Here is a 24,628-nt window from a genome sequence, read left to right on the forward strand (position 1 = left end):
GGCTATGGATTATGCTTCATCCGGTTACGTGACTAGCCCGTAATAAATAAATCAGGCTTTTACTGGTTATTATTTGCTGTACTTTTAATTTTACACACACTTTCTTTTTCGACAGGGTCAGACAGCCGCAATAATAGATGCTGGCTGCGTATCCTTTCACTCCTGATTTATTCGTTGCGACATTTTTTATCTCGTTAAATGAGCGACGAATAAAACGATGAAGCAAGCAAATCGAGAGAATATAAATGACAGCACGCGGGCTCTGCACGCATTAGCTAAATTAATGCCAAAATTATCGTCGCAGCAAACCTTAACGGATCTTCTCCAGACGATTAATCATACCTTTGGCGCCCAGACCAGCTGGGTGATGATGGAGGACGATGTGGGCCAGCCGCAGTTTGTCAGCGTCGGCGAATTAACCTGCCATTCTCCAGAAATTAAAGCCTTTCTTTCCAGTGCGTTATTGCAGCGTCACCACCGGGCATGGCGGGTCATCTGTTGGAAAGAGAAGATCGGTACGCTTTTATTTCCTGCCATCCATCCGGGCCATACGCATTTGCAGTGTGGGGTGCTGTATAAATTGTCGCTGCAACAGGATCGCTGCAACGGCTACTTCTTCCTCGGCTTTACGCAACCGCAAAGCAGCATCACTGTGCTGAAAGAGGTGGTGGTGATCCTGGTCGAAAAACTGAAGGACTATTTGACCGGCCTCGTTGCCCGTGAGCGCACGGCAAAAGAGATGCAGCGGATGATCACCCAGTATAAAACCCTGTTTGAGCGGGCGCCGGTACTGATGAACTCCTTTGATCGGCATAGCCGCTGCGTATTGTGGAATGCCGAGTGCGAAAAGGTGTTTGGCTGGACGATGGCGGAGATTAACACCCATGCCGATCCGCTGGCGCTCTTTTATCCTGACCCGGAGGAGCGCCGCCGGGTGCGCGAGTCGGTCAATACCACCCCGCTGAACGATATGTACGAATGGCATCCGCTGCGGCGGGACGGCGTTCAGCTGACGATCCTGTGGTCAAACATCTCTCTGCCGGACGGCTCTATCCTTAATATCGGGCTCGATATTACCGCGCGTAAAAAAGCGGAGCAGCAGCTGGAGGTGAAGGCGACCACCGACGATCTGACGCGCTGTCTGAACCGCTCTGCCATCCTGCAGCAGATTGGCGCTGCGCTGGAGACCTGCCAGCGCGAAGAGGCCGACAGCCACTTCTCTGTCATGATGCTCGACCTGGATTTCTTTAAACAGATTAATGATAAGTGGGGGCATCTGGTGGGCGATGCCGCGCTGGTGCATTTTTGCGACTGCCTGCGGACGGTGATCCCCTCGGGGGCGGCGCTGGGCCGGGTAGGGGGAGAGGAGTTTTTACTGCTGCTGCCCAAAACTCGCAGCGACGCGGCAGTGCAGCTCTCCACGGTGCTCCGTCAGGCGCTCTCCCTCACGCCGCTTAAGGTCGGCAGCCGCACCTTAACGCTCTCTTTCAGTGCGGGCGTGGTGGAGGTGAGCGGGAAACCACGCGATACCTCATCGCTACTCATTAGCGCAGATAAGGCACTTTACGATGCCAAGCGCGGTGGAAGAGGTAAAACAATCGTCGCGGTTGATTATTTATAAATCACTTCAATCACCCTGAAGGGTGAAATAGCACAAAATTTCAGGATGAAGTTGCGCTTTTTTCATTCTGTAGGTAGTTTGGCTTAATCGACGATTTTCTGTTGAGTTATCCGGGAGCCTAGCTTCCTGGATCGGTAATTATTTAACTTAATAAACACGAAACGAATACTTTCAGTTTGGCTTACGGACAAATATTATCGGCATAACTCAATATTAGGTTATTGGCGTTAAAAGTCAGTTGCTAACTTCGCATGATTCATGCAACGTAATCACCTGTTTAGCAAAGCATCCGGCCTTCATGACTACAGGCACATAAAAAGCAGGGATAATAGGGCGGAAATGAATCGTAACGCACGGGACAAGGTGCTGAGGATAGTCGGGGTTATCATGGTAGTTTTGCTACCTGTGATGCTTGCGCTATGGTTTGCTCAGCAACGCGCGGTCAACGAAACAAGCAGTCAACTTCGCTCATTTGCTGCTCTTGCTTTAGACAAAACTGAACTGGTTATTCAGCAGGTTGAGCTGGCACGTCATGCGGCTGAAAAATACTCGGGTAATATTTGCACACCGGAACACCGGCAATATATGTTAAATATCGTCCGGGGCCGACTCTACATTGCCGACCTGCTGTACGCCGAAGGTAAAGCGTTTCTCTGCTCAACCACCAGCACGCCTGAAAACCCCTATTTAATCTCTGCGGCCAATTACCAACGCGCCCCTGACGTCTCTATCTATTATTACCGCGATACGCCCTTTTATGCGGGATATAAAATGACCTATATGCAGGTCGGTAATTATGTGGTGGTAGTTAATCCCCTGACCTATAGCGAAGTCATGTCAGCCGACCGCTCCCTGGCGTGGGGGGTATTTGATACGGTGAACAACGACTTTTTCTCTATCAGTGAACAGGCAAAAGAAAAGGCATTAAAAAAGCTGATTGGCGATAACGAAGCTATATTCCAGAACGAAGGCCGCTTTTACACTATTGTTCATTCGGACAAACGCCCGATTGCCGCTATTGTTTCCACGACTAATCAGCGCTTTTACGAAGTGCTCTATCATCAGGCGACATTAACCCTGCCGCTGGGCATGATCAGCAGTATTATCATTTTATTGATGTGGTCTCGGACGCGACGCGAATTTAATTCTCCGGGTCGCTTATTGCACCGGGCATTAAATAAAAGACAACTTTGCCTGCATTACCAGCCCATTATCGACATTAAAACAAATGCGTGTGTCGGCGCAGAAGCGCTGTTGCGTTGGCCTGGCTTTAACGGCCCGGTAATGAGCCCGGTAGAATTTATCCCGCTGGCAGAAAAAGAGGGGATGAGCGAACGCATTACCGATTACGTGGTAGAGGAAGTCTTCAGCGATCTGGGCCATTTCTTGGCCTGTAACCCGCATCTTTATATCTCCATTAACCTCTCGGCAACGGACTTCCACTCTTCACGCCTGATTGCGATGATCACCGATAAAGCCCGGCACTATAATGTGCGGGCCCAGCAGATCAAAATTGAAGTGACGGAGCGCGGTTTCATTGATGTCCCCAGGACCACGCCGGTAATTCAGGCATTCCGCCAGGCGGGATATGAGGTGGCGATTGACGATTTTGGTACCGGCTATTCCAACCTGCACAACCTCTACTCGCTGAACGTGGATATCCTGAAAATCGACAAGACCTTCATCGATACGCTGACCACCAACAGCACCAGCCATCTTATCGTTGAGCACATTATCGAAATGGCTCAAAGCCTGCGCCTGAAAACCATCGCGGAAGGGGTAGAAACCGTGGAGCAGGTGATGTGGTTGAACAAGCGCGGCGTTCAGTATTGCCAGGGCTGGCACTTTGCCAAGGCGATGTCACCGCAGGATTTCATGACCTGGCAACATCAGCCCGTCGCGACAGCCCTTGCTCATAGCCACTAATTGAGCTGATGGCGATAGTCGCTGGGGGTGCGATCAAATTCGCGGCGGAAGACGCGGGAGAAGGTCTGCTGGGAGACATATCCCAGATCCATGGCGATATCAAAAATGGGCCGCTGGGTGGTGCGTAACGCCTGGGCAGCCAGCAATAATCTGCGTTGACGAATGTATTCGCCCAGCGTCTGGTGCGTGACGGCGCGGAACATCCTCTGCAAGTACCACTTCGAGTAACCCGACTTCTTCGCCACCACATCAATACTCAAAGGTTGATCGATATGGTCATCCATCCATTCAATAAGTGTCTGAATAATTTGTTGATGTGACATAGAGCAGCCTCTCTCTGGATACACCTGTATCGGTTGATTCGTCGTTTTGTCTGCGGGCGAGTATAATTCCTCAAGTTAACTTGAGGTAAAGAGGTTTTATGGAAAAGAAATTACCGCGGATTAAACCGCTGCTGTCTCCGGGCGAGGTGGCAAGGCGTAGCGGTGTGGCGGTCTCTGCACTGCACTTCTATGAAAGCAAAGGGTTAATTAAAAGCATCCGCAACGCCGGCAACCAGCGCCGCTATACCCGTGACGTGCTGCGCTATGTGGCGATCATTAAGATTGCCCAGCGTATTGGTATCCCGCTGGCCACCATTGGCGAGGCGTTTGGTATCCTGCCGGAAGGGCATACCCTGAGCGCAAAGGAGTGGAAGGCCCTCTCTTCCCAGTGGCGTGATGAGCTGGACCGGCGCATTCACACCCTGGTGGCGCTGCGGGATGAGCTGGATGGATGCATTGGCTGCGGATGCCTGTCGCGCAGTGACTGTCCGCTGCGAAACCCTGGCGATAAGCTGGGCGAACAGGGAACCGGCGCGCGGCTGCTGGAAGAGGACTAGCCTGATGCAGAAAAAACTAAAGCGCCACAACAGGGCGCTTTAGTTTGTTCCCGGTCTTTGTCTTTCTCTCTATCCCGCTGGTTCACAGGAGGGTTTCCCCCGACATCAGCACCCCTCAGTCGAGCATCTGGTGGAGGTTCCGGCTTGTGCTGACACTTTAAGTCTAGGCCGCGGCCTTAGCTTTACCAGCCTCATCGCGCAAAAACTCGGCAAAATTTTTTTGTCAGGTTGTGCAATTTTCTATAGTTAGTGGATAAGCCCAACTGGAGATGACGATGATTAAGGTCCACCACCTCAACCAGTCCCGATCGCAGCGCGTGCTCTGGGCGCTGGAAGAGCTCTCTCTACCGTACCAGATCGTTCGTTATCAGCGGGATAAGACCATGATGGCCCCCGCCACGCTGCGTAAAATCCACCCGCTGGGAAAATCCCCGGTGCTGGAGGACAACGGCCTGATCCTGGCGGAATCGGGCGCTATCCTCGAATATTTGCAGGAAACTTACGATCCCGGGTCGCAGATGAAGCCGCAGGATCGTGAGCTAAAGCTGCAATACCGTTTCTGGCTCCATTACGCAGAAGGATCGTTAATGCCGCTGCTGCTGATGAAGCTGGTCTTCGCCAGCCTCGGTAAACCGCCCGTCCCGTTTGGCCTGCGGACACTCGGCAAGGTGCTGGGGCAGGGGGTTGAGAAGGCCTATCTTAACCGCCAGCTGGAAACGCACGCCCGCTTTCTGGAGTCCTCGCTGGAGAAGCATCGCTGGTTCGCCGGGGATCATCTCAGCATGGCGGACGTGCAGATGAGCTTTCCGGTCTTCGCCCTGCTGGAACGCGGCGGCATAGACAATCTTCCCCGCCTGCAAAGCTGGAAGAAAAACGTCGAAATGCGTCCGGCCTGGCAGCGGGCGATCCAGCAGGGCGGGCCGTTCGAAATCCCCGGCGGGTCCTGAAATTGTTATCAAATTGCGCATTCACGATAACGTTTGCGCATACTCTGTTCACTTCTTCACCGCCTCGCACGCATTTTGGCGAAAAACGTCAAAGTTAAGTTGAAAATGCCCGCATTGAGGACGGATAATCGTTTGCCTTCATTTCGACACCCGTTTTGTCAGCGCAAAGCTAAACGTTTGCTTTTTTTATGGCTCCCCTTTTTGTCATAAACGCAGCACAAGGATATGACGTTTAGCGGGTCGTGGAGTGTCCGTCACGCTGACAGACGACAATTATAATTTTCAGGGGATGTTTTCTATGTCTACGCCATCTGCGCGTACCGGCGGTTCACTCGACGCCTTTTTTAAAATTTCTGCCCGCGGCAGCACCGCGCGTCAGGAGATCGTTGCCGGTCTGACGACCTTCCTGGCGATGGTCTACTCGGTGATCGTGGTGCCGGGCATGCTGGGTAAAGCCGGTTTCCCACCGGCGGCGGTATTCGTCGCTACCTGTCTGGTGGCCGGTGTCGGCTCCATCGTGATGGGCCTGTGGGCTAACCTGCCGCTGGCGATCGGCTGCGCCATCTCGCTGACCGCCTTCACCGCGTTCAGCCTGGTGCTGGGTCAGCAGATCAGCGTGCCGGTTGCGCTGGGCGCCGTGTTCCTGATGGGAGTGCTGTTTACCATCATCTCCGCCACCGGCATCCGTAGCTGGATCCTCCGCAACCTGCCGCAGGGCGTTGCGCACGGCACCGGGATTGGTATCGGTCTGTTCCTGTTGTTGATTGCCGCCAACGGCGTTGGCCTGGTGATCAAAAACCCGCTGGACGGTCTGCCGGTTGCGCTGGGTGATTTCGCCAGCTTCCCGGTGATCATGTCGCTGATTGGCCTGGCGGTGATCATTGGTCTGGAAAAACTGAAAGTGCCGGGCGGCATCCTGCTGACCATCATCGGCGTCTCCATTGTCGGACTGATTTTTGACCCTGCCGTTCACTTCTCCGGCGTATTCGCCATGCCATCCCTGAGTGACGAAAACGGCAACTCGCTGATTGGCAGCCTGGATATCATGGGCGCGCTCAACCCTGTCGTGCTGCCAAGCGTGCTGGCGCTGGTGATGACCGCGGTCTTTGATGCCACCGGCACCATCCGCGCGGTAGCCGGTCAGGCGAACCTGCTGGATAAAGATGGCCAGATTATCGACGGCGGCAAAGCGCTGACCACCGACTCCCTGAGCAGCGTCTTCTCGGGTCTGGTCGGGGCGGCACCTGCTGCGGTGTATATCGAATCGGCGGCGGGTACGGCGGCAGGCGGTAAAACCGGTCTGACGGCGATTACCATCGGCGTGCTGTTCCTGCTGATCCTGTTCCTCGCGCCGCTGTCCTATCTGGTTCCGGCGTACGCAACCGCACCTGCGCTGATGTACGTTGGCCTGCTGATGCTGAGCAACGTGGCGAAAATTGATTTTGCCGACTTCGTTGACGCAATGGCCGGTCTGATCACCGCGGTATTTATCGTGCTGACCTGTAACATCGTTACCGGCATCATGATCGGTTTCGCGTCGCTGGTGATCGGGCGTATCGTCTCCGGTGAATGGCGTAAGCTGAACATCGGTACGGTGGTGATTGCCGTGGCGCTGGTGGCGTTCTACGCGGGCGGCTGGGCTATCTAAGCTGTCAACTGCGCAAAAAGACGGGTGGCTCAGGCCGCCCGTTTTCATTTTCGGAACACATCTCGTTGTCTTATGCGTTACTCTGGGGAAGGTAGACTACGGCAAGATGCCAATGGCTTAAACGAACAGATTTATCGCAAACAGGGATCGCATGGAAATTTTCTTCACAATACTCATCATGACCCTTCTGGTCTCACTTTCCGGGGTAGTCACCCGCGTACTGCCCTTTCAGTTACCGCTGCCGCTGATGCAGATCGCCATCGGTGCTCTGCTGGCGTGGCCGACGTTCGGATTGCATGTCGAGTTTGATCCCGAACTGTTTCTGGTGCTGTTTATTCCTCCTTTGCTGTTTGCCGACGGCTGGAAAACGCCAACCCGTGAGTTCCTCGAACACGGGCGCGAGATCCTGGGCCTGGCGCTGGCGCTGGTGGTGGTCACCGTGGTGGGGATTGGCTTTCTCATCTACTGGGTGGTGCCGGGGATCCCGCTGATACCGGCCTTCGCGCTGGCGGCAGTGCTATCGCCAACCGATGCCGTGGCGCTCTCCGGGATCGTGGGCGAAGGACGCATTCCGAAGAAAATCATGGGCATCCTGCAAGGTGAGGCGCTGATGAACGACGCCTCCGGCCTGGTGGCGCTGAAGTTTGCCGTCGCCGTGGCGATGGGCACCATGGTCTTCACCATCGGCGGAGCGTCCGTTGAATTCTTTAAAGTGGCGATTGGCGGTATCCTCGCCGGGTTTGTGGTGAGCTGGCTGTATGGCCGTTCGCTGCGCTTCCTCAGCCGCTGGGGCGGCGACGAGCCTGCCACGCAAATCGTGCTGCTATTCCTGCTGCCGTTCGCGTCGTACCTGATTGCGGAACACCTTGGTGTATCGGGCATTCTGGCCGCGGTGGCGGCGGGGATGACCATCACCCGTGCTGGTGTCATGCGCCGCGCGCCGCTGGCGATGCGCCTGCGCGCCAACAGCACCTGGTCGATGCTGGAGTTTGTCTTTAACGGCATGGTCTTCCTGCTGTTGGGCCTGCAGTTGCCGGGCATCCTGGAGTCCTCCCTGGTGGCGGCTGAGGCCGACCCGAATGTCGAAACCTGGATGCTGTTTACCGATATTGTGCTGATTTACGCCGCGCTGATGCTGGTGCGTTTCGGCTGGCTGTGGACGATGAAAAAGTTCAGCATGCGTTTCCTGAAAAAGAAACCGATGGAGTTTGGCTCCTGGTCCACTCGTGAGCTGCTGATTTCCACCTTCGCCGGGGTGCGCGGGGCGATCACTCTGGCCGGTGTGCTCTCCATTCCGCTGCTGTTGCCGACCGGCGACGTCTTCCCGGCCCGCTATGAGCTGGTGTTCCTGGCGGCGGGTGTGATCTTGTTCTCGCTGTTTGTCGGCGTGGTGATGCTGCCCATCCTGCTGCAACATATGGAAGTGGGCGATCACGTTCAACAGCATAAAGAGGCGCGTATCGCCCGGGCGGCCACCGCTGAAGTGGCGATTGTCACCATCCAGAAGATGGAAGAGCGAATGGCCGCAGATACCGAAGAGAACCTCGATACGCAGCTGCTGAAAGAGGTGAGCTCGCGGGTCATTGGTAACCTGCGCCGCCGCGCGGATGGCCGAAATGACGTAGAGAGCTCGCTGCAGGAAGAGAACCTGGAGCGTCGCTTCCGCCTGGCCGCCCTGCGCGCCGAACGTGCGGAGCTGTATCATCTGCGCGCCACCCGGGAGATCAGCAACGAGACGCTGCAAAAACTGCTGCACGATCTCGATCTGATGGAAGCGCTGCTGGTTGAGAAGCCGTAGTGGTTGATTGCCCGGTGGCGCTGCGCTTACCGGGCCTGCTAAACCGTAGGCCGGGTAAGGCGACGCCGCCACCCGGCGCTACTCTCCCACCCAAAACCCTTCACAGCATTTCAACCACGCCTGAGCGCTGTGCGACAGATAAACCCCTTCCCGCCAGATCATCCCCAACTGCCAGTGCAGGTCGCTCTGGAGCGGGATCCAGCGCAGGGTCTTTTTATCCAGCCGTTCGCAGATGGGCTGCGGCAGGATGGCAATTCCCACCCCTGCCTGCACCATTGCGGCAAGGAAATCCCACTGCCCGCTGCGCACCGCGATGCGCGGCTTAACGCCGTGCTGGTTAAACAGCTGCATCAGCTGGCGGCTGAGGGCAAAATCTTCGTTGTAGATCAGCAGCGGATGCTCGGCGAGGAGTTCAGGATTGATGACATCGAGCGACAACCAGCTGCCGGAGCGCGGCACCAGCACACAGAGCGGATGGCTGAACAGCGGCAGCGCCGTCAGACCGCTATCCTCTTCCACCGGCAGGGCAGTCATGGCCAGATCCAGCTCGCCGTTGATCACCGCCTGCTGGACGGTTAAGCCGCCAAATTCAGAAATTTTTAGCTCTACGCCGGGGTAACGCTGGCGAAACAGGCCGATAGGCCCGGCCATCATCATTCCCACCATTGGCGGGATGCCGAGGCGCAGTATGCCCTTGTTCAGCTGGTTGATGTCGCCAAGCTCGGCCTCCAGCTGGCGAAACTCCGCCAGGATCGCCAGCCCGCGTTCAAACACCACGCGGCCTGTGTCGGTCAGCAGCAGCTTGCGCCCGTCACGGATCAGCAGGGTACAGTTGAGTTCATCTTCGAGGTTTTTCAGCATTTTGCTGATGGTGGGCTGGGTGACAAAGAGCTTCTCCGCGGCGCGGGTAAAACTCTGCTGGCGGACCACTTCGACAAAGTAACGCAGCGTGCGTATGTCCATGACTATTCCTCGAAACTATACCTTTGATGATTTTAATTCATTTCAGTCAATTACGGGCGCTGACTATACTGGCGCTCCGTCTCATTTTGAGGAAATCCCCCATGACCGTGGCGTTAGGTCGCGTTACGCCTGCCGTCGTGCAACGACTCCAGGTACCGGTTCAGGTCCTGCTCTATGCCGCTCTTTTTGTCTTCGCTGAATACCTTGTTCGCTGGCTCCATCTGCCGCTGCCAGCCAATCTGGTCGGCATGGTGCTGATGTTCAGCCTGATCCTCTGTCGCGTTATTCCTCTCAGCTGGGTGCGGGCGGGGTCGCGCTGGCTGCTGGCGGAGATGCTGCTCTTTTTCGTTCCGGCAGTGGTGGCGGTGGTCAATTACGTCCAGCTGCTGATGGTGGACGGCTGGCGTATCTTTGCGGTGATCGCACTCAGTACCCTGATGGTGTTGGGCGCGACCGCGTGGGTGGTGGATAAAGTCTACCGCTTTGAAATCAGCAGGCAGAAACATGACTAACTTTCAGGTCAGCGTCCTCTGCCTGGTGGTGACGCTGATTATCTATTTTGCTAACAAGCGCCTCTACCGCCGCTTTCGTAAACTGCCCCTGATGCCGCTGGTTTTCACCCCGATCCTGCTGGTGATGATGCTGGTGTGGGGGCATATCTCGTGGCAGAACTATATCGGCGAAGCGCACTGGCTGCTGTGGCTGCTGGGTCCGGCGACCATCGCCTTTGCGGTGCCGGTTTACGATAACCTCGCGGTGATAAAACGCCACTGGATGTCGCTCTCCGCCGGGGTGATCACCGCCACGGTGGTGGCCGTCACCAGCTCGGTCTGGCTGGCGCGGTTGTTTACCCTGTCGGACGAGATCCAGCGCAGCCTGGCGGTACGCTCCGTCACCACGCCTTTTGCCCTGGCGGCGGCGAAACCACTCGGTGGACAGCCGGATCTGGTGGCGCTGTTCGTGGTGGTCACCGGGGTATTTGGCATGGCGGTAGGGGATATGCTGTTTTTGCGGCTCTCGATCCGCGAAGGGATGGCGAAAGGGGCCGGGTTTGGCGCGGCCTCCCACGGAGCGGGCACCGCCCGTTCCTACGAGCTGGGCCAGCAGGAGGGCGTGGTGGCAAGCCTGGTGATGATGCTCTCCGGCGTGTTGATGGTGCTGGTGGCCCCGCTGGTGGGCTGGTTGATGTTCTGAGCCGTTTTCTGCCGGGTGGCGCTGCGCTTACCCGGCCTACAAAGACCGTAGGCCCGTACAAGCGCAGCGCCGCCGGGCAATACTCTAACGGTTAAGTCTGCGCACAATCCGCTCCACCTTCTGGCGGAAATCCGCCGCGACCTGAGCGGGTGCCTGGCCCTGTTCCAGTTTTTCCCGCGCCGAGGTGAACTGGTCGATCACCTGTAAATCCTCAATATAGGGCGTGGCGACGACCGTGGTATGCAGCGACTGCGCCTGGCGTAGCCCGGCAATTACCGGATCCTGCGGATCAATCACCCCTTTCTCCGTCAGCTGCGCCTCCGCCGCCTTGTTGAGCGGAATGCCGCGCTCCAGCCCAAGAGCCTCCACCGACTGCGGATCGTTAAGCAGGTAATTCACCAGAATCGCCGCCTCTTTCGGATGTTGAGTGGATTTTGCCACCGACAGCATCTGCGCCGTTTTGAAGTAGACCCCGGACTCCTGTGTGCCGGGCTGCATCACGTAGTCGCCCAGCACCAGCTTCGCCGGTGGCGTCATGTTGTTGGCAAACATGCGAATGGTGATGTTCCAGGTGAAGAGCCCGCCCCACTCACCGTTAATCCACGGCTTCATCTCATAGAGGTTGCCTTTGCCGTAGGAGGAGAGGGTCTTTGGCGACGGCAGAACGTGGTCATCGCTCAGACGTTTCACAAAATCGAAGGCCTCGACCCACTGCGCGTCGTTCCAGGCAAAGGTGCCATCGCTGTTGAACATCGACTTCTGGTGGATCTGCATCATGTACGCATTGAGCAGCAGAATGACATCCTGATCGACCATGGCGTAGGGGTAGTAGTTGTTGCCCAGCGTCTGCTGGAACACTTTTCCGGCGGCAAAAAAGTCGTCCCAGGTTTTCGGATACGCCAGCCCGGCTTTCTGCCAGGTGACGTCGTTGTAGTAAAAGACCGGGGCGTTGACCGAAATCGGCAGGCCGTTGAGCTTGCCTTTCACCGTGGTCGATTGCAGATCCTGCGCCTGGTACTGGCTTAAATCGAGCTCCGCTTTCAGCTTATTCAGGTCGTAATACCCCTCGCCGTTTTTGGAAAAGATGATCAGCCAGGGCCAGTTGGTCTGCATTACATCCGGCTCGGTGCCGCTCGCCATCTGGGTGGTCAGGCGCGAAAGATGCCCGTCCCAGCCGGTGTATTCGGGCTTCACCTTAATCTCCGGATGCGCTTTTTCGAAGGCTTCCAGCGCCTTAAGTGTGGCCTGGTGGCGGCTGTTGCCACCCCACCACGACATGCGTAATTCAACGGGCGCTTGCGCCCAGACAGAGGTACAGGAAAATAACAGCGATGCGATAACACCTGAAACGAGTTTTTTCATTATTGTCTCCGGAACAGAGGCATAAATATTGTTATTAAACAGGTGAGTAACTGCACAATACTACCGGCGGTTCCGGCGCGGCAGCGGGCCGCGCCGGGGTGAGACGCTTAGCGTTTCGTCAGACGGGATACCAGCTCAAACTCCTTAAAGTTGACCGGACGCTGCTGCTGCATGGAGATGTTGCCCGCAATGCCGGTGAGGATAGACATGGCCCCGGCACGGTGGTCCGCTGCGCGCTGCAGCGGATCGTGGCGTGGCTCGCCGAACAGGTCGGCCAGCATCGCGTTGTCGCCGCCGCCGTGGCCCCCTTCGCCGAGGCTGAATTCCGCTTTCCAGGGTTCGGCAAACATCGGGAAGACGGTGAGGTCGCACTGCTCCAGGCTGCCCTCATGTTCCCGCTCCCCCCCGGCATTGACGTAGGACTTCTCGACGATCTTCATCTCCAGACGCCCTTCGGTGCCGTTAAAGACCACATTCAGCCCTTCCCACGGCAGGTAGGCATTGAGGGAGTAGGTGAGTTGGACCTGGTTCTGGTATTTCACCAGCACCGACATCGTATCTTCGATGGTGATCCCGTCGCTGAAGACGCTCTGGTCGCGGAAGTAGTGATCTTCGTGTTCGGCGTCCAGATAGAGCGCCTTAAGTTGCGCATTCTCTTCCATATGCAGCGCAAACGGGTCGTCTTTCGCGTCGGCAAAGCCGTGGGCGCGCGGGTAGAACCGGGTCACGCCGCGCTTCTCCGCATTTTCTCTGCCGTAGAACTGCAGGCTGCCTTCGGCGTAAACCCGTTCCGGGTAGCTGCCCAGCCAGAAGTTCATCAGGTCGAAGTGGTGGGTGGATTTATGCACCAGCAGGCCGCCGCTGTTGCGCTTTTCCCGGTGCCAGCGGCGGAAGTAGTCCGCACCGTGTTCGGTGTTAAGCAGCCACTCGAAATGGACCGAGGTGACCTTGCCGATCGTCCCCTGCATCAGCAGCTCACGCACTTTACTGTGGTGCGGCGCGTAGCGGTAGTTGAAGGCCACGCGCACGCTGCGGCCCGTCTCTTCAATGGTGTCGAGTATGCGCAAGGCGCGCTGCTCGTCGATGGTCATCGGTTTTTCGGTGATCACATCGCAGCCGGCGTGCAGGGCGCGCACGATGTAGTCATCATGGGTGCGGTCCATGGTGGTGACAATGACGATATCGGGCTGCGTCTCGCGGATCATCTCTTCAAACTGCGCCGCCTGCCAGGTAGAAACCGGATCCGCCCCTTCGTTTTTTAATAACTGATTGGCGTACTGCATGCGCGTCTTGTTAGTATCACAGAGCGCGACCAGTCTGGCATTTTCCCGCCAGGCGCCACCGATGGCGGAAATATATAAACCCGCGCGACCGCCGGTTCCGACCAGAGCATATTTTTTCATGGCATCCTCGATTAAATAACAGAATTAATATCAGCAGGTGACGCAATGAAACGTATTCCCCATCAACTGATGGAGCTGAACAGCACGTTTATCTGGCACTGGCCCTGGTTTATTCAGGGGGTGAAAAGCGCGAAACAGCACGGTTTCACTGGCATCATCCTGCACCAACAGGAACTGCTTTCAATACTTGCGACGCCCTCGCCGTTAAGCCAGAAACTCAACGTCGAGAACCTTATTCATCAGCAAAATTACGCCCTGCACTATTTAAAACGCGTCGACAGTTACCTGGCGGAAAATAATTTATCGTTCTGGCTTCAGGGTGAGGCCGCGCCCAATGACGACATTATTAAGCGTAAATTTCCGGAACTGACGTTCGACGAAAAGCACGCGCCCGATTTCTGGCACCCTTTTTATGCCGCGATATTGCATCCCCTTTTACAGGCGCTGCCCCATCTCGGCGGGCTTATTCTCAGCCTGACGACGCCAGACTTTCAGACCAGCCGCTGGCAGCAAAGCCTGTATGATGTCTGGAGCCTGCTGCGCGCCCAGGGAAAAAAGCTCATCCTGCGCGACTTCATTGACAACAGCTGGCCGCGACAGCAGCTCTCCGGCATTCTGGCGACGCTCCCGGACGACGTGCGCGCCTCGGTAAAAGCCACCGAGCTGGATTACCACCCCGGCTTTGCCAACCATCCCAACATCGCCACCCTGCCGGGGCATAAAAAGTGGATCGAGTACGATCTCTTCGGTATCGGCTACGGCTGGACCGCACTGCCGTGCTATCTGGCCGATGAGATTGGCGGCCGCTTAAGCTGGGCGCTCAGCGCCACAGAAAACGAAATCGAAGCGATTACCTCCCGCGTGAGCTGGCAGTGGTTGCCCGACAGCCGGGTGATGGACTCCGTCAACGCCATCAACCTGTTTGGCCTCTCTGCCGCCAACCATGCCGCCGATGCCGCGCTGCCCGCTACCTTCGAGCGCTGGGCGGAACACCATCAGTTCGGCTTTCGCGCTTTGGCGGACAAACATCAGCTTTCGGCCATCCTCCACGCCAGCTACGACTGGCTGTGCAAAACGCCAAACTTCCTCGGACGGCGGCTGCACTACCAGAGCCAGATCCCGGAGAGCATTGCCCAGGCGCAGCAATTGCTCCATACGGACACCCGCAGCGCCAACTGGCTGCACGCCTGGAAGCCGCTGATGCCCGCCGACGATCCTGTTCTTGGCAAAGAGCAGCGTGAACGGGTGGCGCTGGAAAAAGAGGCCGCCTGCTTCCTGGCGTCACGTACGCTGCACAACCTGCGTGAACTGATGCCGCGTATGACCTGCCCGGACGATACCCTGGCGATCCTGCTGGCCGCCTGGCGCAGCGCGGAGATCTACAGCCAGATGTTCTCTCACGTCGCCGCCGCCGTGACCGACGTCGTGTGGCTGGATCACTACGGTCCGCAAAGTCTGCCTGCCGATACCCTGAAGCAGCATCAGCAGCGGTTGCTGCACTTCAGCGACACCCTGGATCGCTGGCTGACAGATCCACCCGCCAGCAGCCCGCTCTTCCTGCCGCTGTTGCTGAGCCCGGCGCGGCTGGAGTGCTTTGCCAGAAGCCTCGGCGAGTCGCTGTAACTAAAGAATAAAAACTGCGGTCGGGGTTGTCTGTATGCCGCGGGTAGGGAATGCGGGGGATCGGCGTGGAATCGGGAAAAGTGTGATGGACGTTGCGGATTGCAGATAAAGCCTGTGATCCGCATCGGCTTTTTCTGTTCTGGCGACGTGATAAACGTCACCAGAAGGGGAAAAAAATGTGATCCCCGACCAGCGGCCGGGGAGGGGATTTTAGTGCGCGCGGCCCTGTTCAACACCCAGGCCGGTTTGGGAGCGGATAAACTGGGCGCGGAACTTCTCGCGCTCCAGGTTGCCTTCCGGCGAGTTATCGGTTGCCGAGAAGACCCAGATGCCGATAAAGGCCACGGCGATGGAGAAGAGCGCCGGGTACTCATACGGGAAGATGGCGCTTTCGTGGCCGAGGATCTGCACCCAGATGGTCGGGCCGAGGATCATCAGGATCACCGCCGTCAGCAGGCCGAGCCAGCCGCCAATCATCGCTCCGCGGGTGGTCAGCTTCGACCAGTACATAGAGAGCAGAATGATCGGGAAGTTGCAGCTTGCCGCAATGGAGAAGGCCAGCCCCACCATAAAGGCGATGTTCTGATTCTCGAACAGGATCCCCAGCAGAATGGCGACGACCCCCAGTACCAGAACGGTGATTTTGGAGACCTTCAGTTCGTCGCGTTCAGAGGCGCCTTTACGCCAGACGTTGGCATAGAGGTCGTGGGAGACCGCAGAAGCACCCGCGAGGGTCAGGCCAGCCACCACCGCCAGAATCGTGGCGAAGGCCACGGCGGAGATAAAGCCGAGGAACAGGTTGCCGCCCACCGCGTCAGCCAGATGGACTGCCGCCATGTTGTTGCCGCCAATCAGCGCGCCCGCCGCATCCTTGAAGGCCGGGTTTGCACCCACCAGCATGATGGCGCCGAAACCGATGATAAAGGTCAGGATGTAGAAGTAACCCATAAAGCCGGTGGCGTAGAAGACGCTTTTACGCGCTTCCCGCGCATCTGACACCGTGAAGAAACGCATCAGAATGTGCGGCAGGCCCGCGGTACCAAACATCAGGCCCAGCCCTAACGACAGCGCCGAGATCGGATCTTTCACCAGCCCGCCGGGGCTCATGATCGCTTCCCCTTTCGGGTGTACCGCCATCGCTTCGGTAAAGAGGTTATTAAAGCTGAAGCCGACGTGCTTCATAACCATAAAGGCCATAAAGCTGGCGCCGAACAGCAGCAGCACGGCTTTGATGATCTGCACCCAGGTGGTGGCGAGCATGCCGCCAAACAGGACATACATCACCATCAGCACACCCACCAGCACCACCGCGACATGGTAGTTCAGGCCGAACAGCAGCTGGATCAGCTTGCCGGCTCCCACCATCTGGGCGATCAGGTAGAGGGCCACCACCACCAGCGAGCCGCAGGCGGAAAGGGTACGAATCGGCCCCTGTTTCAGGCGATAAGATGCCACGTCGGCAAAGGTATAACGTCCCAGGTTACGCAGGCGTTCGGCGATCAGGAACAGAATAATCGGCCAGCCGACGAGGAAGCCCAGAGAGTAGATCAGCCCGTCGTAGCCGGAGGTATAGACCAGCGCGGAGATGCCGAGGAAGGAGGCCGCCGACATAAAGTCACCGGCGATGGCCAGCCCGTTCTGAAAACCGGTAATGTTGCCGCCCGCGGTGTAGTAATCGTTACGGGAGCGTACGCGTTTCGACGCCCAGTAAGTGATGTACAGCGTCAGCACCACGAAGATCAGGAACATCACAATCGCCTGCCAGTTGGTCGGCTGGCGTTCAACCGCGCCGCCAATGGCATCGGCGGCATTTGCCGCGAGGGGGAGGGCGGCGGCAAGCGCCGTCAGGACTCTCTTCATGATGCTTTTACCTCGCGCAGAACCGCTTTGTTCAGACGGTCGAACTCACCGTTAGCGCGCCAGACGTAGACGCCAGTCAGCACAAACGAAACGACAATCACACCGATGCCGATAGGGATGCCGCGCGTGACGCTGGTGCCCGCATGCAGCGGCGTGCCCAGCCAGTGCGGCGCAAAGGCGATCAGCAGGATAAAGCCCACGTAGATGATCAGCATGATAATAGAGAGAATGAAGGCAAACCGTTGCCGTTTATCCACCAGTTCCCTGTAGTGCGCACTGTTCTCTATCTGCTGACAAATATTGTCATTCATCACAGAATCTCCAGAGGTATCCCCCTTCGGTTTTCACGCAGCCTGAGCAGTCACGTGCCTGCAACGCGAAATCCTTTGGGGTGGTTTTTATATTCCCCTCTCCCTTTAAAGGAGAGGGCTAAGGTGAGGGTATTATGATGGCATTGCGATGGCCTGCTTCTCTTCGAGCAGTTTGTCCACCACGCCAGGATCGGCGAGCGTAGAGGTGTCGCCTAAATTGCTGGTATCCCCCGCCGCAATCTTGCGCAGAATACGGCGCATGATTTTGCCGGAGCGGGTTTTCGGCAGCGAGTCGGTCCAGTGCAGCACGTCCGGGGTGGCAAGCGGGCCAATCTCTTTCCGCACCCAGTTACGTACTTCGGTATAGAGCTCGGGTGACGGCTCTTCGCCGTGGTTTAAGGTGACGTAGGCATAGATCGCCTGGCCTTTGATGTTGTGTGGAATACCGACCACCGCCGCTTCGGCGATTTTCGGATGCGACACGAGGGCAGATTCGATCTCGGCGGTCCCCAGACGGTGGCCTGAGACGTTCAGCACGTCGTCCACGCGCCCGGTGATCCAGTAGTACCCGTCTTCATCACGACGCGCGCCGTCGCCGCTGAAGTACATATTTTTGAAGGTGGAGAAGTAGGTCTGCTCAAAGCGATCGTGATCGCCAAACAGGGTGCGCGCCTGACCCGGCCAGGAGTCGGTGATGACCAGGTTGCCCTCAGTGGCGCCTTCCAGCGGCGTGCCTTCGTTGTCCACCAGCGCAGGCTGAACGCCAAAGAACGGACGGGTCGCGGAACCGGCTTTCAGCTGGGTGGCGCCCGGCAGCGGGGTGATCATGAACCCACCGGTTTCGGTCTGCCACCAGGTGTCGACCACCGGACATTTCTCGTTGCCGATCTTCTTCCAGTACCACTCCCAGGCTTCCGGGTTGATCGGCTCACCCACGGAACCGAGGATACGCAGGGAGGAGCGGTCGGTGCCTTCAATCGCCTTATCGCCTTCTGCCATCAGGGCGCGGATCGCGGTCGGGGCGGTGTAAAGAATATTGACCTGGTGTTTGTCCACCACCTGGCTCATGCGCGCCGGGGTTGGCCAGTTTGGCACCCCTTCAAACATCAGGGTGGTGGCGCCGCAGGCCAGCGGGCCGTACAGCAGGTAGCTGTGGCCGGTCACCCAGCCCACGTCGGCAGTACACCAGTAGATATCGCCCTGATGATAATCAAAGACATACTTGAAGGTAGTGGCCGCATAGACCAGATAGCCGCCGGTGGTGTGCAGGACGCCCTTCGGCTTGCCGGTTGAGCCAGAGGTATAAAGGATAAACAGCGGATCTTCTGCGTTCATCGCTTCCGGCTGGTGCTGGTCGCTGGCCTGCTCAATCAGGTCGCTCCACCAGAGGTCGCGCCCCTCATGCCATTCAATGGCGTTGCCGGTGCGCTTGAGCACAATCACGCTGTTGACGCTGTTTACATTGGGGTTTTTCAGCGCGTCATCGACGTTCTTTTTCAGCGGAACGGCGCGGCCAGCACGCACGCCTTCGTCGGCGGTGATCACCAGTTTGGAGCTGGAGTCGATAATGCGCCCGGCCACCGCTTCCGGCGAGAAGCCGCCAAAGATCACAGAGTGCACGGCGCCGATGCGGGCGCAGGCCAGCATCGCCACGGCCGCTTCTGGCACCATCGGCATATAGATGGCAACCACGTCGCCTTTCTTAATGCCCTGAGCCAGCAGCACGTTAGCGAAGCGGCAGACATCGCGGTGCAGTTCGCGGTAGGTGATATTTTTGCTCTGGGTGGCGTCGTCGCCTTCCCAGATGATCGCCGTCTGGTCGCCGCGCTCGGCGAGGTGGCGATCCAGACAGTTGGCGGCCAGGTTCAGCGTACCGTCTTCATACCATTTAATAGAGACGTTACCTGGGGCAAAAGAGGTGTTCTTGACCGTCTGATAGGGCGTGATCCAGTCAAGGATTTTGCCCTGTTCGCCCCAGAAAGCGTCAGGGTTGGTGATGGAGTGTTGATACTTCTCCTGGTACTGCTCAGGGTTAATCAGGCAGCGGTCCGCAATATTTGCGGGAATGTCGTGTTTATGGACTTGGCTCATGGCTTTTATTCTCCTTGTAGGATGTTAATAATATGTCGCAAAAACGTTAATTGTAGGGGCTTTGGCAGCTTTGTTTACTATTTGGGCGACAGATCACGCAAATGTTAAAGCGTATAAAAAATGCGCGAATGACACTTAGAAGGAAAATAATTGCTCTTGAGGATTATTTGCTTTTGTGGATAAAAAAGCGTTTTTATAACAAAAGGTTATTTATCATCATCGATACAAATTAGCGTAACCACCTCTTTTGTCAGTCAAATGCCTCGTTCTTAAAGGCTTGCGCAGCATGCCGTGCAAATGGTACTGATACCGCGCGTTAAAAAACCCCATAAATGAACGCAACACAATTCATACCCTTTCAGTATGTGTCGTCCCCTTCGTTTTACGAGTACGAACACTTCATTGAGGAAGTTTCTTGTTATGAAAAATTTGAAAGTCAGCCTGGCCTGGCAAATTTTGCTGGCCCTTGTGCTGGGTATCTTGCTGGGTAGTTATCTGCATTATCACAGTGACAGCCGCGAATGGCTGATCGCCAATTTACTGTCGCCTGCTGGCGATATCTTTATTCATCTGATCAAGATGATTGTGGTGCCGATTGTTATCTCGACGCTGGTGGTGGGGATTGCCGGGGTGGGTGACGCGAAACAACTGGGCCGCATCGGCGCGAAAACTATCCTTTATTTCGAAGTGATCACTACGGTGGCCATCGTTCTCGGCATCACGCTGGCAAATGTGTTCCAGCCGGGCGCGGGCATTGATATGTCGCAGCTGGCGACGGTGGATATTTCGAAATACCAGAGCACAACCGCCGATGTGCAGAGCCACTCCCATGGCCTGATGGGAACGATCCTGTCGCTGGTGCCGACCAATATCGTGGCGTCGATGGCGAAGGGCGAAATGCTGCCGATTATCTTCTTCTCGGTGCTGTTTGGTCTGGGGCTGGCGTCGCTGCCCTCTGCCCATCGCGAGCCGCTGGTGACCGTGTTCCGCTCCATCTCTGAAACCATGTTTAAAGTGACCCACATGGTGATGCGTTATGCGCCGGTAGGGGTGTTTGCGCTGATCTCCGTGACGGTGGCGAACTTCGGTTTTGCTTCCCTGTGGCCGCTGGCGAAGCTGGTGCTGCTGGTGCATTTTGCCATCATCTTCTTCGCGCTGGTGGTGCTGGGTTTAGTGGCGCGCATGTGCGGGCTGAGCATCTGGATCCTGATCCGCATTCTGAAGGACGAGCTGATTCTGGCGTACTCCACCGCCAGCTCTGAAAGCGTGCTGCCGCGCATCATCCAGAAGATGGAGGCTTACGGCGCGCCGGCGTCGATCACCAGCTTCGTGGTGCCGACCGGCTACTCCTTTAACCTTGATGGCTCCACGCTGTACCAGAGTATCGCCGCGATCTTTATTGCCCAGCTGTACGGCATTGACCTCTCTCTGTGGCAGGAGATCGTGCTGGTGCTGACGCTGATGGTGACCTCGAAAGGCATTGCCGGTGTGCCGGGCGTGTCGTTTGTAGTGCTGCTGGCGACCCTGGGTAGCGTGGGCATTCCGCTGGAAGGACTGGCATTTATCGCCGGTGTTGACCGTATCCTCGACATGGCGCGTACCGCGCTGAACGTGGTGGGTAACGCGCTGGCGGTGCTGGTGATTGCCAAGTGGGAACACAAGTTTGACCGTAAAAAAGCGCTGGCCTATGAGCGCGAGGTGCTGGGGCGGTTTGATAAGACGGCTGACCAGTAAAGTGAAAAGCCGGGTGGCGCTTCGCTTACCCGGCCTACATGACCGTAGGCCCGGCAAACGTAGTGCCGCCGGGCATTTATTCCCCGCTTAACGCATCAAACTCCTCACATCCGGTATCAAACCCTTCGCTACAGCTCAGATTCAACCAGTAGAGCGCCTTCTGTTTATTGGGGGTGATAAACCCTTCCTCGCCCTGCTTAAAGACCTGGCCCGCCCAGTATTCCGCATAGCCTGTGCGCGAGAGGGTGGAGCTCTGCTTAAACCACCGCGCGGCCTGCACATCATCCTGCGCCACTTCCACGCCATTGGCGTAGATCAGCCCCAGCAGCTGCTGGGCATCAACGGCGGCATCGTCTTCGGTATTCTCAGCGACCTTGTGCAGTAAGCTCAGCGCCTGCGGATAGTCGGTCTTCCCGGCCCGGGTGTTTACCAGCAGCCGCGCCAGCATCACGGCCCCCGGCGAGCTCCCGGCGACGGTCGCCTGCTGCGCAAGTCCTTTGGCCTGGGCTAAATCGCCGTGCTTTAACTTGATTTGGGACAGCAGGGCCATGGCATCGATATCGCCGTTTTTCGCTGCTTTTTCGGCCCAGATTTCGGCCTGCTTATCATCACCCGAGCTGTACCAGGTTTCGGCAAGATAGTACTGGGCCCGGCTGTCGCCCGCCTCGGCCTGCTTCCGGTACTGGCCGCCAATCTCCTCGGCGCTCGCCAGAGAAGTAAAAAGGATCAACAACAGATAAAGAGGTTTCATGCGTTATTTTCGTAGGGGTAGATAGCGGGCAGTATAAGCGGGCGATGTGAAGAAAAAAATGGGTGCGTTAAGACCTCCACTACCTACAAGCCGGGCGGGTCTCCCCGCCCGCTGAAGTTAGCCTGCTGCGCAGGCTAATTAGCCGCCACTTCGTGTTGTTCACTCTTTATACCCGTCATACTTCAAGTATTACATCACCCCATCGCGGTATCCCGTAAACGCTTTTTCAACGCATTATATTCATCGATAACATAGCGCTCGGCGGCAGCTTGATCCGCTATCGGCTCGACGCGCACGGCACAATATTTATATTCCGGCGTTTTGGTTATCGGGCTCAGGTTTTCCGTTACCAGCTCGTTGCAGGCACCAATCCACCACTGGTAGGTCATGTATACCGCACCTTTGTTTGGCCGATCGCTCACCTGGGCCCGGGTGATGACCCGGCCTTTACGGGAGGTGACCCACACCAGGGCGTCATCCTCGATGCCCAGCTGTTTGGCATCCCCGGTGTTGATTTGCACATAGCCGGGCTCATCCGCCAGCGCCGACAGCGCCGCACAGTTGCCGGTCATGGAGCGGCAGGAGTAGTGACCCACTTCGCGCACGGTGGAGAGCACCATCGCATAGTCATCATCCAGCTTATCCACTGGCGGCCTCCAGTCGCAGGTGAAGAACTGCGCCAGCCCGTTCGGGGTATCGAATTTTTCCTTGAACAGGTACGAGGTTCCCCGATCCTCTGGCGACTCATCCCGGCACGGCCACTGGATGTAGCCCAGCTCACCCATCTTTTCGTAGGTCGCCCCCTTAAAGGCCGGGCAGAGCTGGCGCAGCTCGTCCCAGATTTGCTGGGTATTATCGTAGTGCATCGGATAACCCATCCGGGTGGCAATCTCGCTGATAATCTGCCAGTCGGTTTTCAGATCCCACTTTGGCTCCACGGCTTTGAAGAAGCGCTGGAAGCCGCGATCGGCTGCGGTGTAGACCCCTTCATGCTCGCCCCAGGAGGTGGAGGGCAGGATGACGTCCGCTGCTGCCGCGGTTTTGGTCATAAAGATATCCTGGACAATCACCAGCTCCAGATCGTCAAAAGCTTTACGCACCGCCGAGAGCTCAGCATCGGTCTGCAGCGGATCTTCGCCCATGATGTACGCCGCCCGCACCTCGCCGTGGGCCGCGCGGTGCGGCAGCTCGCTGATACGGTAGCCGGGGTTCGCCGGCAGGCTCTCCACGCCCCAGGCTTTGGCAAATTTCTCGCGGTTTTCCGGAAACTTAACGTACTGGTAGCCCGGAAAGGTATCCGGCAGTGCCCCCATATCGCAGGCCCCCTGCACGTTATTCTGCCCGCGCACCGGGTTGACCCCCACGTGGGCTTTGCCGAGATTGCCGGTAAGCATGGCAAGGCTGGTCAGCGCGCGCACGGTTTCCACCCCCTGCCAGAACTGGGTGACGCCCATGCCCCACAGCAGGGTAGCGGTGTTGGCCCCGGCATACAGGCGTGCCGCCTGACGGATCTCTCCCGCACTCACGCCGGTGATGGTCTCCACCGACTCGGGCGTATAGCGTTCAACGATTTTACGGTACTCATCAAAGCCCTCCGTGCGGCTGGCAACGAAGGCCCGATCGTAGAGCTGCTCGGCAATAATCACGTGGCCGATGGCATTGAGCAGGGCGATATTCGAGCCGTTTCGCAATGCGATATGCATATCGGCAATGCGGGCGGTTTCGATGCGCCGCGGATCGCAGACGATGATTTTTGCCCCGTTCTGTTTCGCGCGCAGAATATGGTTGGCGACAATCGGGTGCGAATCCGCCGGGTTATAGCCAAAAATAAAGACTAACGCAGTGTTATCAATCTCGTTGATGGCATTGCTCATGGCGCCATTGCCGACCGACTGGTGCAGACCTGCAACCGAGGGGCCGTGTCAGACGCGGGCGCAGCAGTCGACGTTATTGGTGCCGATAACGGCGCGCGCAAACTTCTGCATCAGATAGTTGGTTTCATTCCCGGTGCCGCGTGACGATCCGGTGGTCTGGATCGCGTCCGGGCCGTGCTTTTCCTTGATGGCGGTGAGGCGGCTGGCGACGTAATCCAGCGCCGCTTCCCACGAAACGGGCATCAGCTTGCCGCCGCGTGTTCTGCGGATCATCGGGCTTTTCAGCCGCGGGGTGAGGATTTGGGTATCGTTAATAAAATCCCAGCCGAAGTAGCCCTTCAGGCACAGCGTGCCCTGGTTGGTTTTGCCGTTGGCCGCCTCCGCCCGGACGATTGTGCCGTTATCGACCACCAGGTTGATCTTGCAACCTGATGCGCAATAGGGGCAAACCGTGATGACGTTTTTCATCGATCTCGCTCCAGTTTCACATGATGCTGATATGTCGGTTGAGTATGCCGCCTCTAAGCCGCATTCTTGTTGTGGTTTTCCCCTGACTTTACGGGTGAATCCTGGGCAATACCCTGACGAAAAACAGGCCTGCGGCAAAAATTGCGACGGCGGAAGTGATGGGGGATGTGACGA

General features: G+C 57.1%; 19 protein-coding genes. 10 read left to right on the forward strand and 9 right to left on the reverse strand.

The genetic code is table 11. From position 1 onward, the window contains the following. Window positions 1-217: 217 nt before the first annotated feature. Together GNG26_RS01295 and GNG26_RS01300 are read left to right on the forward strand one after the other, a co-directional pair. Window positions 218-1,621: a sensor domain-containing diguanylate cyclase gene (locus GNG26_RS01295; RefSeq protein ID WP_156237521.1), complete on the forward strand. Its 1,404-nt coding sequence runs from the start codon at window positions 218-220 to the stop codon at window positions 1,619-1,621. 339 nt (window positions 1,622-1,960) lie between these two features. Then, window positions 1,961-3,547 carry an EAL domain-containing protein gene (locus tag GNG26_RS01300; RefSeq protein WP_114316146.1) on the forward strand — a complete coding sequence of 529 codons (1,587 nt, stop codon included), beginning with the start codon at window positions 1,961-1,963 and terminating at the stop codon, window positions 3,545-3,547. Here GNG26_RS01300 and soxS read toward each other — a convergent pair. Next, a complete protein-coding gene (gene soxS / locus GNG26_RS01305; protein ID WP_103177869.1) occupies window positions 3,544-3,870 on the reverse strand; it encodes a superoxide response transcriptional regulator SoxS in 327 nt (108 codons plus the stop codon). The two genes, GNG26_RS01300 and soxS, sit on opposite strands and share 4 nt — an antisense overlap. Before the next feature lie 98 nt (window positions 3,871-3,968). Here soxS and soxR point away from each other — a divergent pair, with 98 nt between their 5' ends. The 4 genes from soxR (at window position 3,969) to GNG26_RS01325 (ending at window position 8,820) form a co-directional block, all read left to right on the forward strand. Beyond that, complete coding sequence (soxR, locus tag GNG26_RS01310) at window positions 3,969-4,427, forward strand: redox-sensitive transcriptional activator SoxR (RefSeq protein ID WP_103177870.1); 459 nt, start codon at window positions 3,969-3,971, stop codon at window positions 4,425-4,427. A 275-nt stretch (window positions 4,428-4,702) separates the two neighbouring features. Then, entirely contained in the window at window positions 4,703-5,374 is a 672-nt protein-coding gene (locus tag GNG26_RS01315) for a glutathione S-transferase family protein (RefSeq protein WP_114388177.1), read from the forward strand. Between the two features lie 298 nt (window positions 5,375-5,672). Further along, window positions 5,673-7,022, forward strand: a complete 1,350-nt coding sequence (gene ghxP, locus GNG26_RS01320) for a guanine/hypoxanthine transporter GhxP (RefSeq protein WP_103825408.1) — start codon at window positions 5,673-5,675, stop codon at window positions 7,020-7,022. Window positions 7,023-7,173: 151 nt separating this feature from the next. Continuing rightward, on the forward strand, window positions 7,174-8,820 hold the full coding sequence (locus tag GNG26_RS01325; RefSeq protein WP_156237522.1) for a Na+/H+ antiporter: 1,647 nt from the start codon (window positions 7,174-7,176) through the stop codon (window positions 8,818-8,820). Window positions 8,821-8,898: 78 nt separating this feature from the next. Here GNG26_RS01325 and GNG26_RS01330 read toward each other — a convergent pair whose 3' ends face one another. Further along, a complete protein-coding gene (locus tag GNG26_RS01330; RefSeq protein WP_156237523.1) occupies window positions 8,899-9,783 on the reverse strand; it encodes a LysR family transcriptional regulator in 885 nt (294 codons plus the stop codon). A 101-nt stretch (window positions 9,784-9,884) separates the two neighbouring features. On the opposite strand from GNG26_RS01330, the gene GNG26_RS01335 reads away from it, so the two are divergent. Both GNG26_RS01335 and GNG26_RS01340 read left to right on the forward strand, forming a co-directional pair. Beyond that, entirely contained in the window at window positions 9,885-10,295 is a 411-nt protein-coding gene (locus GNG26_RS01335; protein ID WP_103177875.1) for a CidA/LrgA family protein, read from the forward strand. Further along, window positions 10,288-10,977, forward strand: coding sequence for an LrgB family protein (locus GNG26_RS01340; protein ID WP_114316142.1), 690 nt, complete (start codon window positions 10,288-10,290; stop codon window positions 10,975-10,977). The genes GNG26_RS01335 and GNG26_RS01340 overlap by 8 nt, the downstream gene beginning before the upstream one ends. An 84-nt stretch (window positions 10,978-11,061) precedes the next feature. On the opposite strand, the gene GNG26_RS01345 is transcribed toward GNG26_RS01340, so the two are convergent. Further along, window positions 11,062-12,339, reverse strand: a complete 1,278-nt coding sequence (locus tag GNG26_RS01345; RefSeq protein WP_156237524.1) for an ABC transporter substrate-binding protein — start codon at window positions 12,337-12,339, stop codon at window positions 11,062-11,064. Between the two features lie 107 nt (window positions 12,340-12,446). Then, window positions 12,447-13,742 (reverse strand): Gfo/Idh/MocA family protein, encoded by a 1,296-nt coding sequence (locus GNG26_RS01350; protein WP_156237525.1) that lies wholly within the window; start codon window positions 13,740-13,742, stop codon window positions 12,447-12,449. Between the two features lie 45 nt (window positions 13,743-13,787). On the opposite strand from GNG26_RS01350, the gene GNG26_RS01355 reads away from it, so the two are divergent. Then, complete coding sequence (locus GNG26_RS01355; RefSeq protein ID WP_156237526.1) at window positions 13,788-15,365, forward strand: hypothetical protein; 1,578 nt, start codon at window positions 13,788-13,790, stop codon at window positions 15,363-15,365. 210 nt (window positions 15,366-15,575) lie between these two features. Here GNG26_RS01355 and actP read toward each other — a convergent pair whose 3' ends face one another. From actP to acs, 3 genes are all read right to left on the reverse strand, one after another. After that, complete coding sequence (actP, locus tag GNG26_RS01360; protein ID WP_103177880.1) at window positions 15,576-17,225, reverse strand: cation/acetate symporter ActP; 1,650 nt, start codon at window positions 17,223-17,225, stop codon at window positions 15,576-15,578. Beyond that, window positions 17,222-17,536 (reverse strand): DUF485 domain-containing protein, encoded by a 315-nt coding sequence (locus GNG26_RS01365; protein WP_103825415.1) that lies wholly within the window; start codon window positions 17,534-17,536, stop codon window positions 17,222-17,224. Before GNG26_RS01365 ends, actP begins: the two co-directional genes overlap by 4 nt. A gap of 132 nt (window positions 17,537-17,668) precedes the next feature. Continuing rightward, complete coding sequence (acs, locus tag GNG26_RS01370; protein ID WP_103177882.1) at window positions 17,669-19,627, reverse strand: acetate--CoA ligase; 1,959 nt, start codon at window positions 19,625-19,627, stop codon at window positions 17,669-17,671. Window positions 19,628-20,047: 420 nt separating this feature from the next. Between acs and gltP the strand changes: the two genes are divergently transcribed. Next, window positions 20,048-21,361, forward strand: a complete 1,314-nt coding sequence (gltP, locus tag GNG26_RS01375; protein WP_103825416.1) for a glutamate/aspartate:proton symporter GltP — start codon at window positions 20,048-20,050, stop codon at window positions 21,359-21,361. A 76-nt stretch (window positions 21,362-21,437) separates the two neighbouring features. Here gltP and GNG26_RS01380 read toward each other — a convergent pair whose 3' ends face one another. Beyond that, the gene (locus GNG26_RS01380) at window positions 21,438-22,112 is read right to left on the reverse strand and encodes a tetratricopeptide repeat protein (protein ID WP_156237527.1); all 675 of its coding nucleotides are present in this window, start codon (window positions 22,110-22,112) and stop codon (window positions 21,438-21,440) included. A gap of 194 nt (window positions 22,113-22,306) precedes the next feature. Beyond that, a complete protein-coding gene (gene fdhF / locus GNG26_RS01385) occupies window positions 22,307-24,454 on the reverse strand; it encodes a formate dehydrogenase subunit alpha (protein WP_156237528.1) in 2,148 nt (715 codons plus the stop codon). Between the last annotated feature and the right edge of the window lie 174 nt (window positions 24,455-24,628).

This window comes from Leclercia sp. J807, assembly GCF_009734465.1.
In the GTDB taxonomy this organism is placed as follows: Bacteria; Pseudomonadota; Gammaproteobacteria; order Enterobacterales; family Enterobacteriaceae; genus Enterobacter.

Bases quoted from the DNA above. Each gene is read 5' to 3' on its own strand.
- GNG26_RS01295 (WP_156237521.1), top strand. From the start codon at position 218: ATGAAGCAAGCAAATCGAGAGAATATAAATGACAGCACGCGGGCTCTG.
- GNG26_RS01300 (WP_114316146.1), top strand. From the start codon at position 1,961: ATGAATCGTAACGCACGGGACAAGGTGCTGAGGATAGTCGGGGTTATC.
- soxS (WP_103177869.1), bottom strand. From the start codon at position 3,870: ATGTCACATCAACAAATTATTCAGACACTTATTGAATGGATGGATGAC.
- soxR (WP_103177870.1), top strand. From the start codon at position 3,969: ATGGAAAAGAAATTACCGCGGATTAAACCGCTGCTGTCTCCGGGCGAG.
- GNG26_RS01315 (WP_114388177.1), top strand. From the start codon at position 4,703: ATGATTAAGGTCCACCACCTCAACCAGTCCCGATCGCAGCGCGTGCTC.
- ghxP (WP_103825408.1), top strand. From the start codon at position 5,673: ATGTCTACGCCATCTGCGCGTACCGGCGGTTCACTCGACGCCTTTTTT.
- GNG26_RS01325 (WP_156237522.1), top strand. From the start codon at position 7,174: ATGGAAATTTTCTTCACAATACTCATCATGACCCTTCTGGTCTCACTT.
- GNG26_RS01330 (WP_156237523.1), bottom strand. From the start codon at position 9,783: ATGGACATACGCACGCTGCGTTACTTTGTCGAAGTGGTCCGCCAGCAG.
- GNG26_RS01335 (WP_103177875.1), top strand. From the start codon at position 9,885: ATGACCGTGGCGTTAGGTCGCGTTACGCCTGCCGTCGTGCAACGACTC.
- GNG26_RS01340 (WP_114316142.1), top strand. From the start codon at position 10,288: ATGACTAACTTTCAGGTCAGCGTCCTCTGCCTGGTGGTGACGCTGATT.
- GNG26_RS01345 (WP_156237524.1), bottom strand. From the start codon at position 12,339: ATGAAAAAACTCGTTTCAGGTGTTATCGCATCGCTGTTATTTTCCTGT.
- GNG26_RS01350 (WP_156237525.1), bottom strand. From the start codon at position 13,742: ATGAAAAAATATGCTCTGGTCGGAACCGGCGGTCGCGCGGGTTTATAT.
- GNG26_RS01355 (WP_156237526.1), top strand. From the start codon at position 13,788: ATGAAACGTATTCCCCATCAACTGATGGAGCTGAACAGCACGTTTATC.
- actP (WP_103177880.1), bottom strand. From the start codon at position 17,225: ATGAAGAGAGTCCTGACGGCGCTTGCCGCCGCCCTCCCCCTCGCGGCA.
- GNG26_RS01365 (WP_103825415.1), bottom strand. From the start codon at position 17,536: ATGAATGACAATATTTGTCAGCAGATAGAGAACAGTGCGCACTACAGG.
- acs (WP_103177882.1), bottom strand. From the start codon at position 19,627: ATGAGCCAAGTCCATAAACACGACATTCCCGCAAATATTGCGGACCGC.
- gltP (WP_103825416.1), top strand. From the start codon at position 20,048: ATGAAAAATTTGAAAGTCAGCCTGGCCTGGCAAATTTTGCTGGCCCTT.
- GNG26_RS01380 (WP_156237527.1), bottom strand. From the start codon at position 22,112: ATGAAACCTCTTTATCTGTTGTTGATCCTTTTTACTTCTCTGGCGAGC.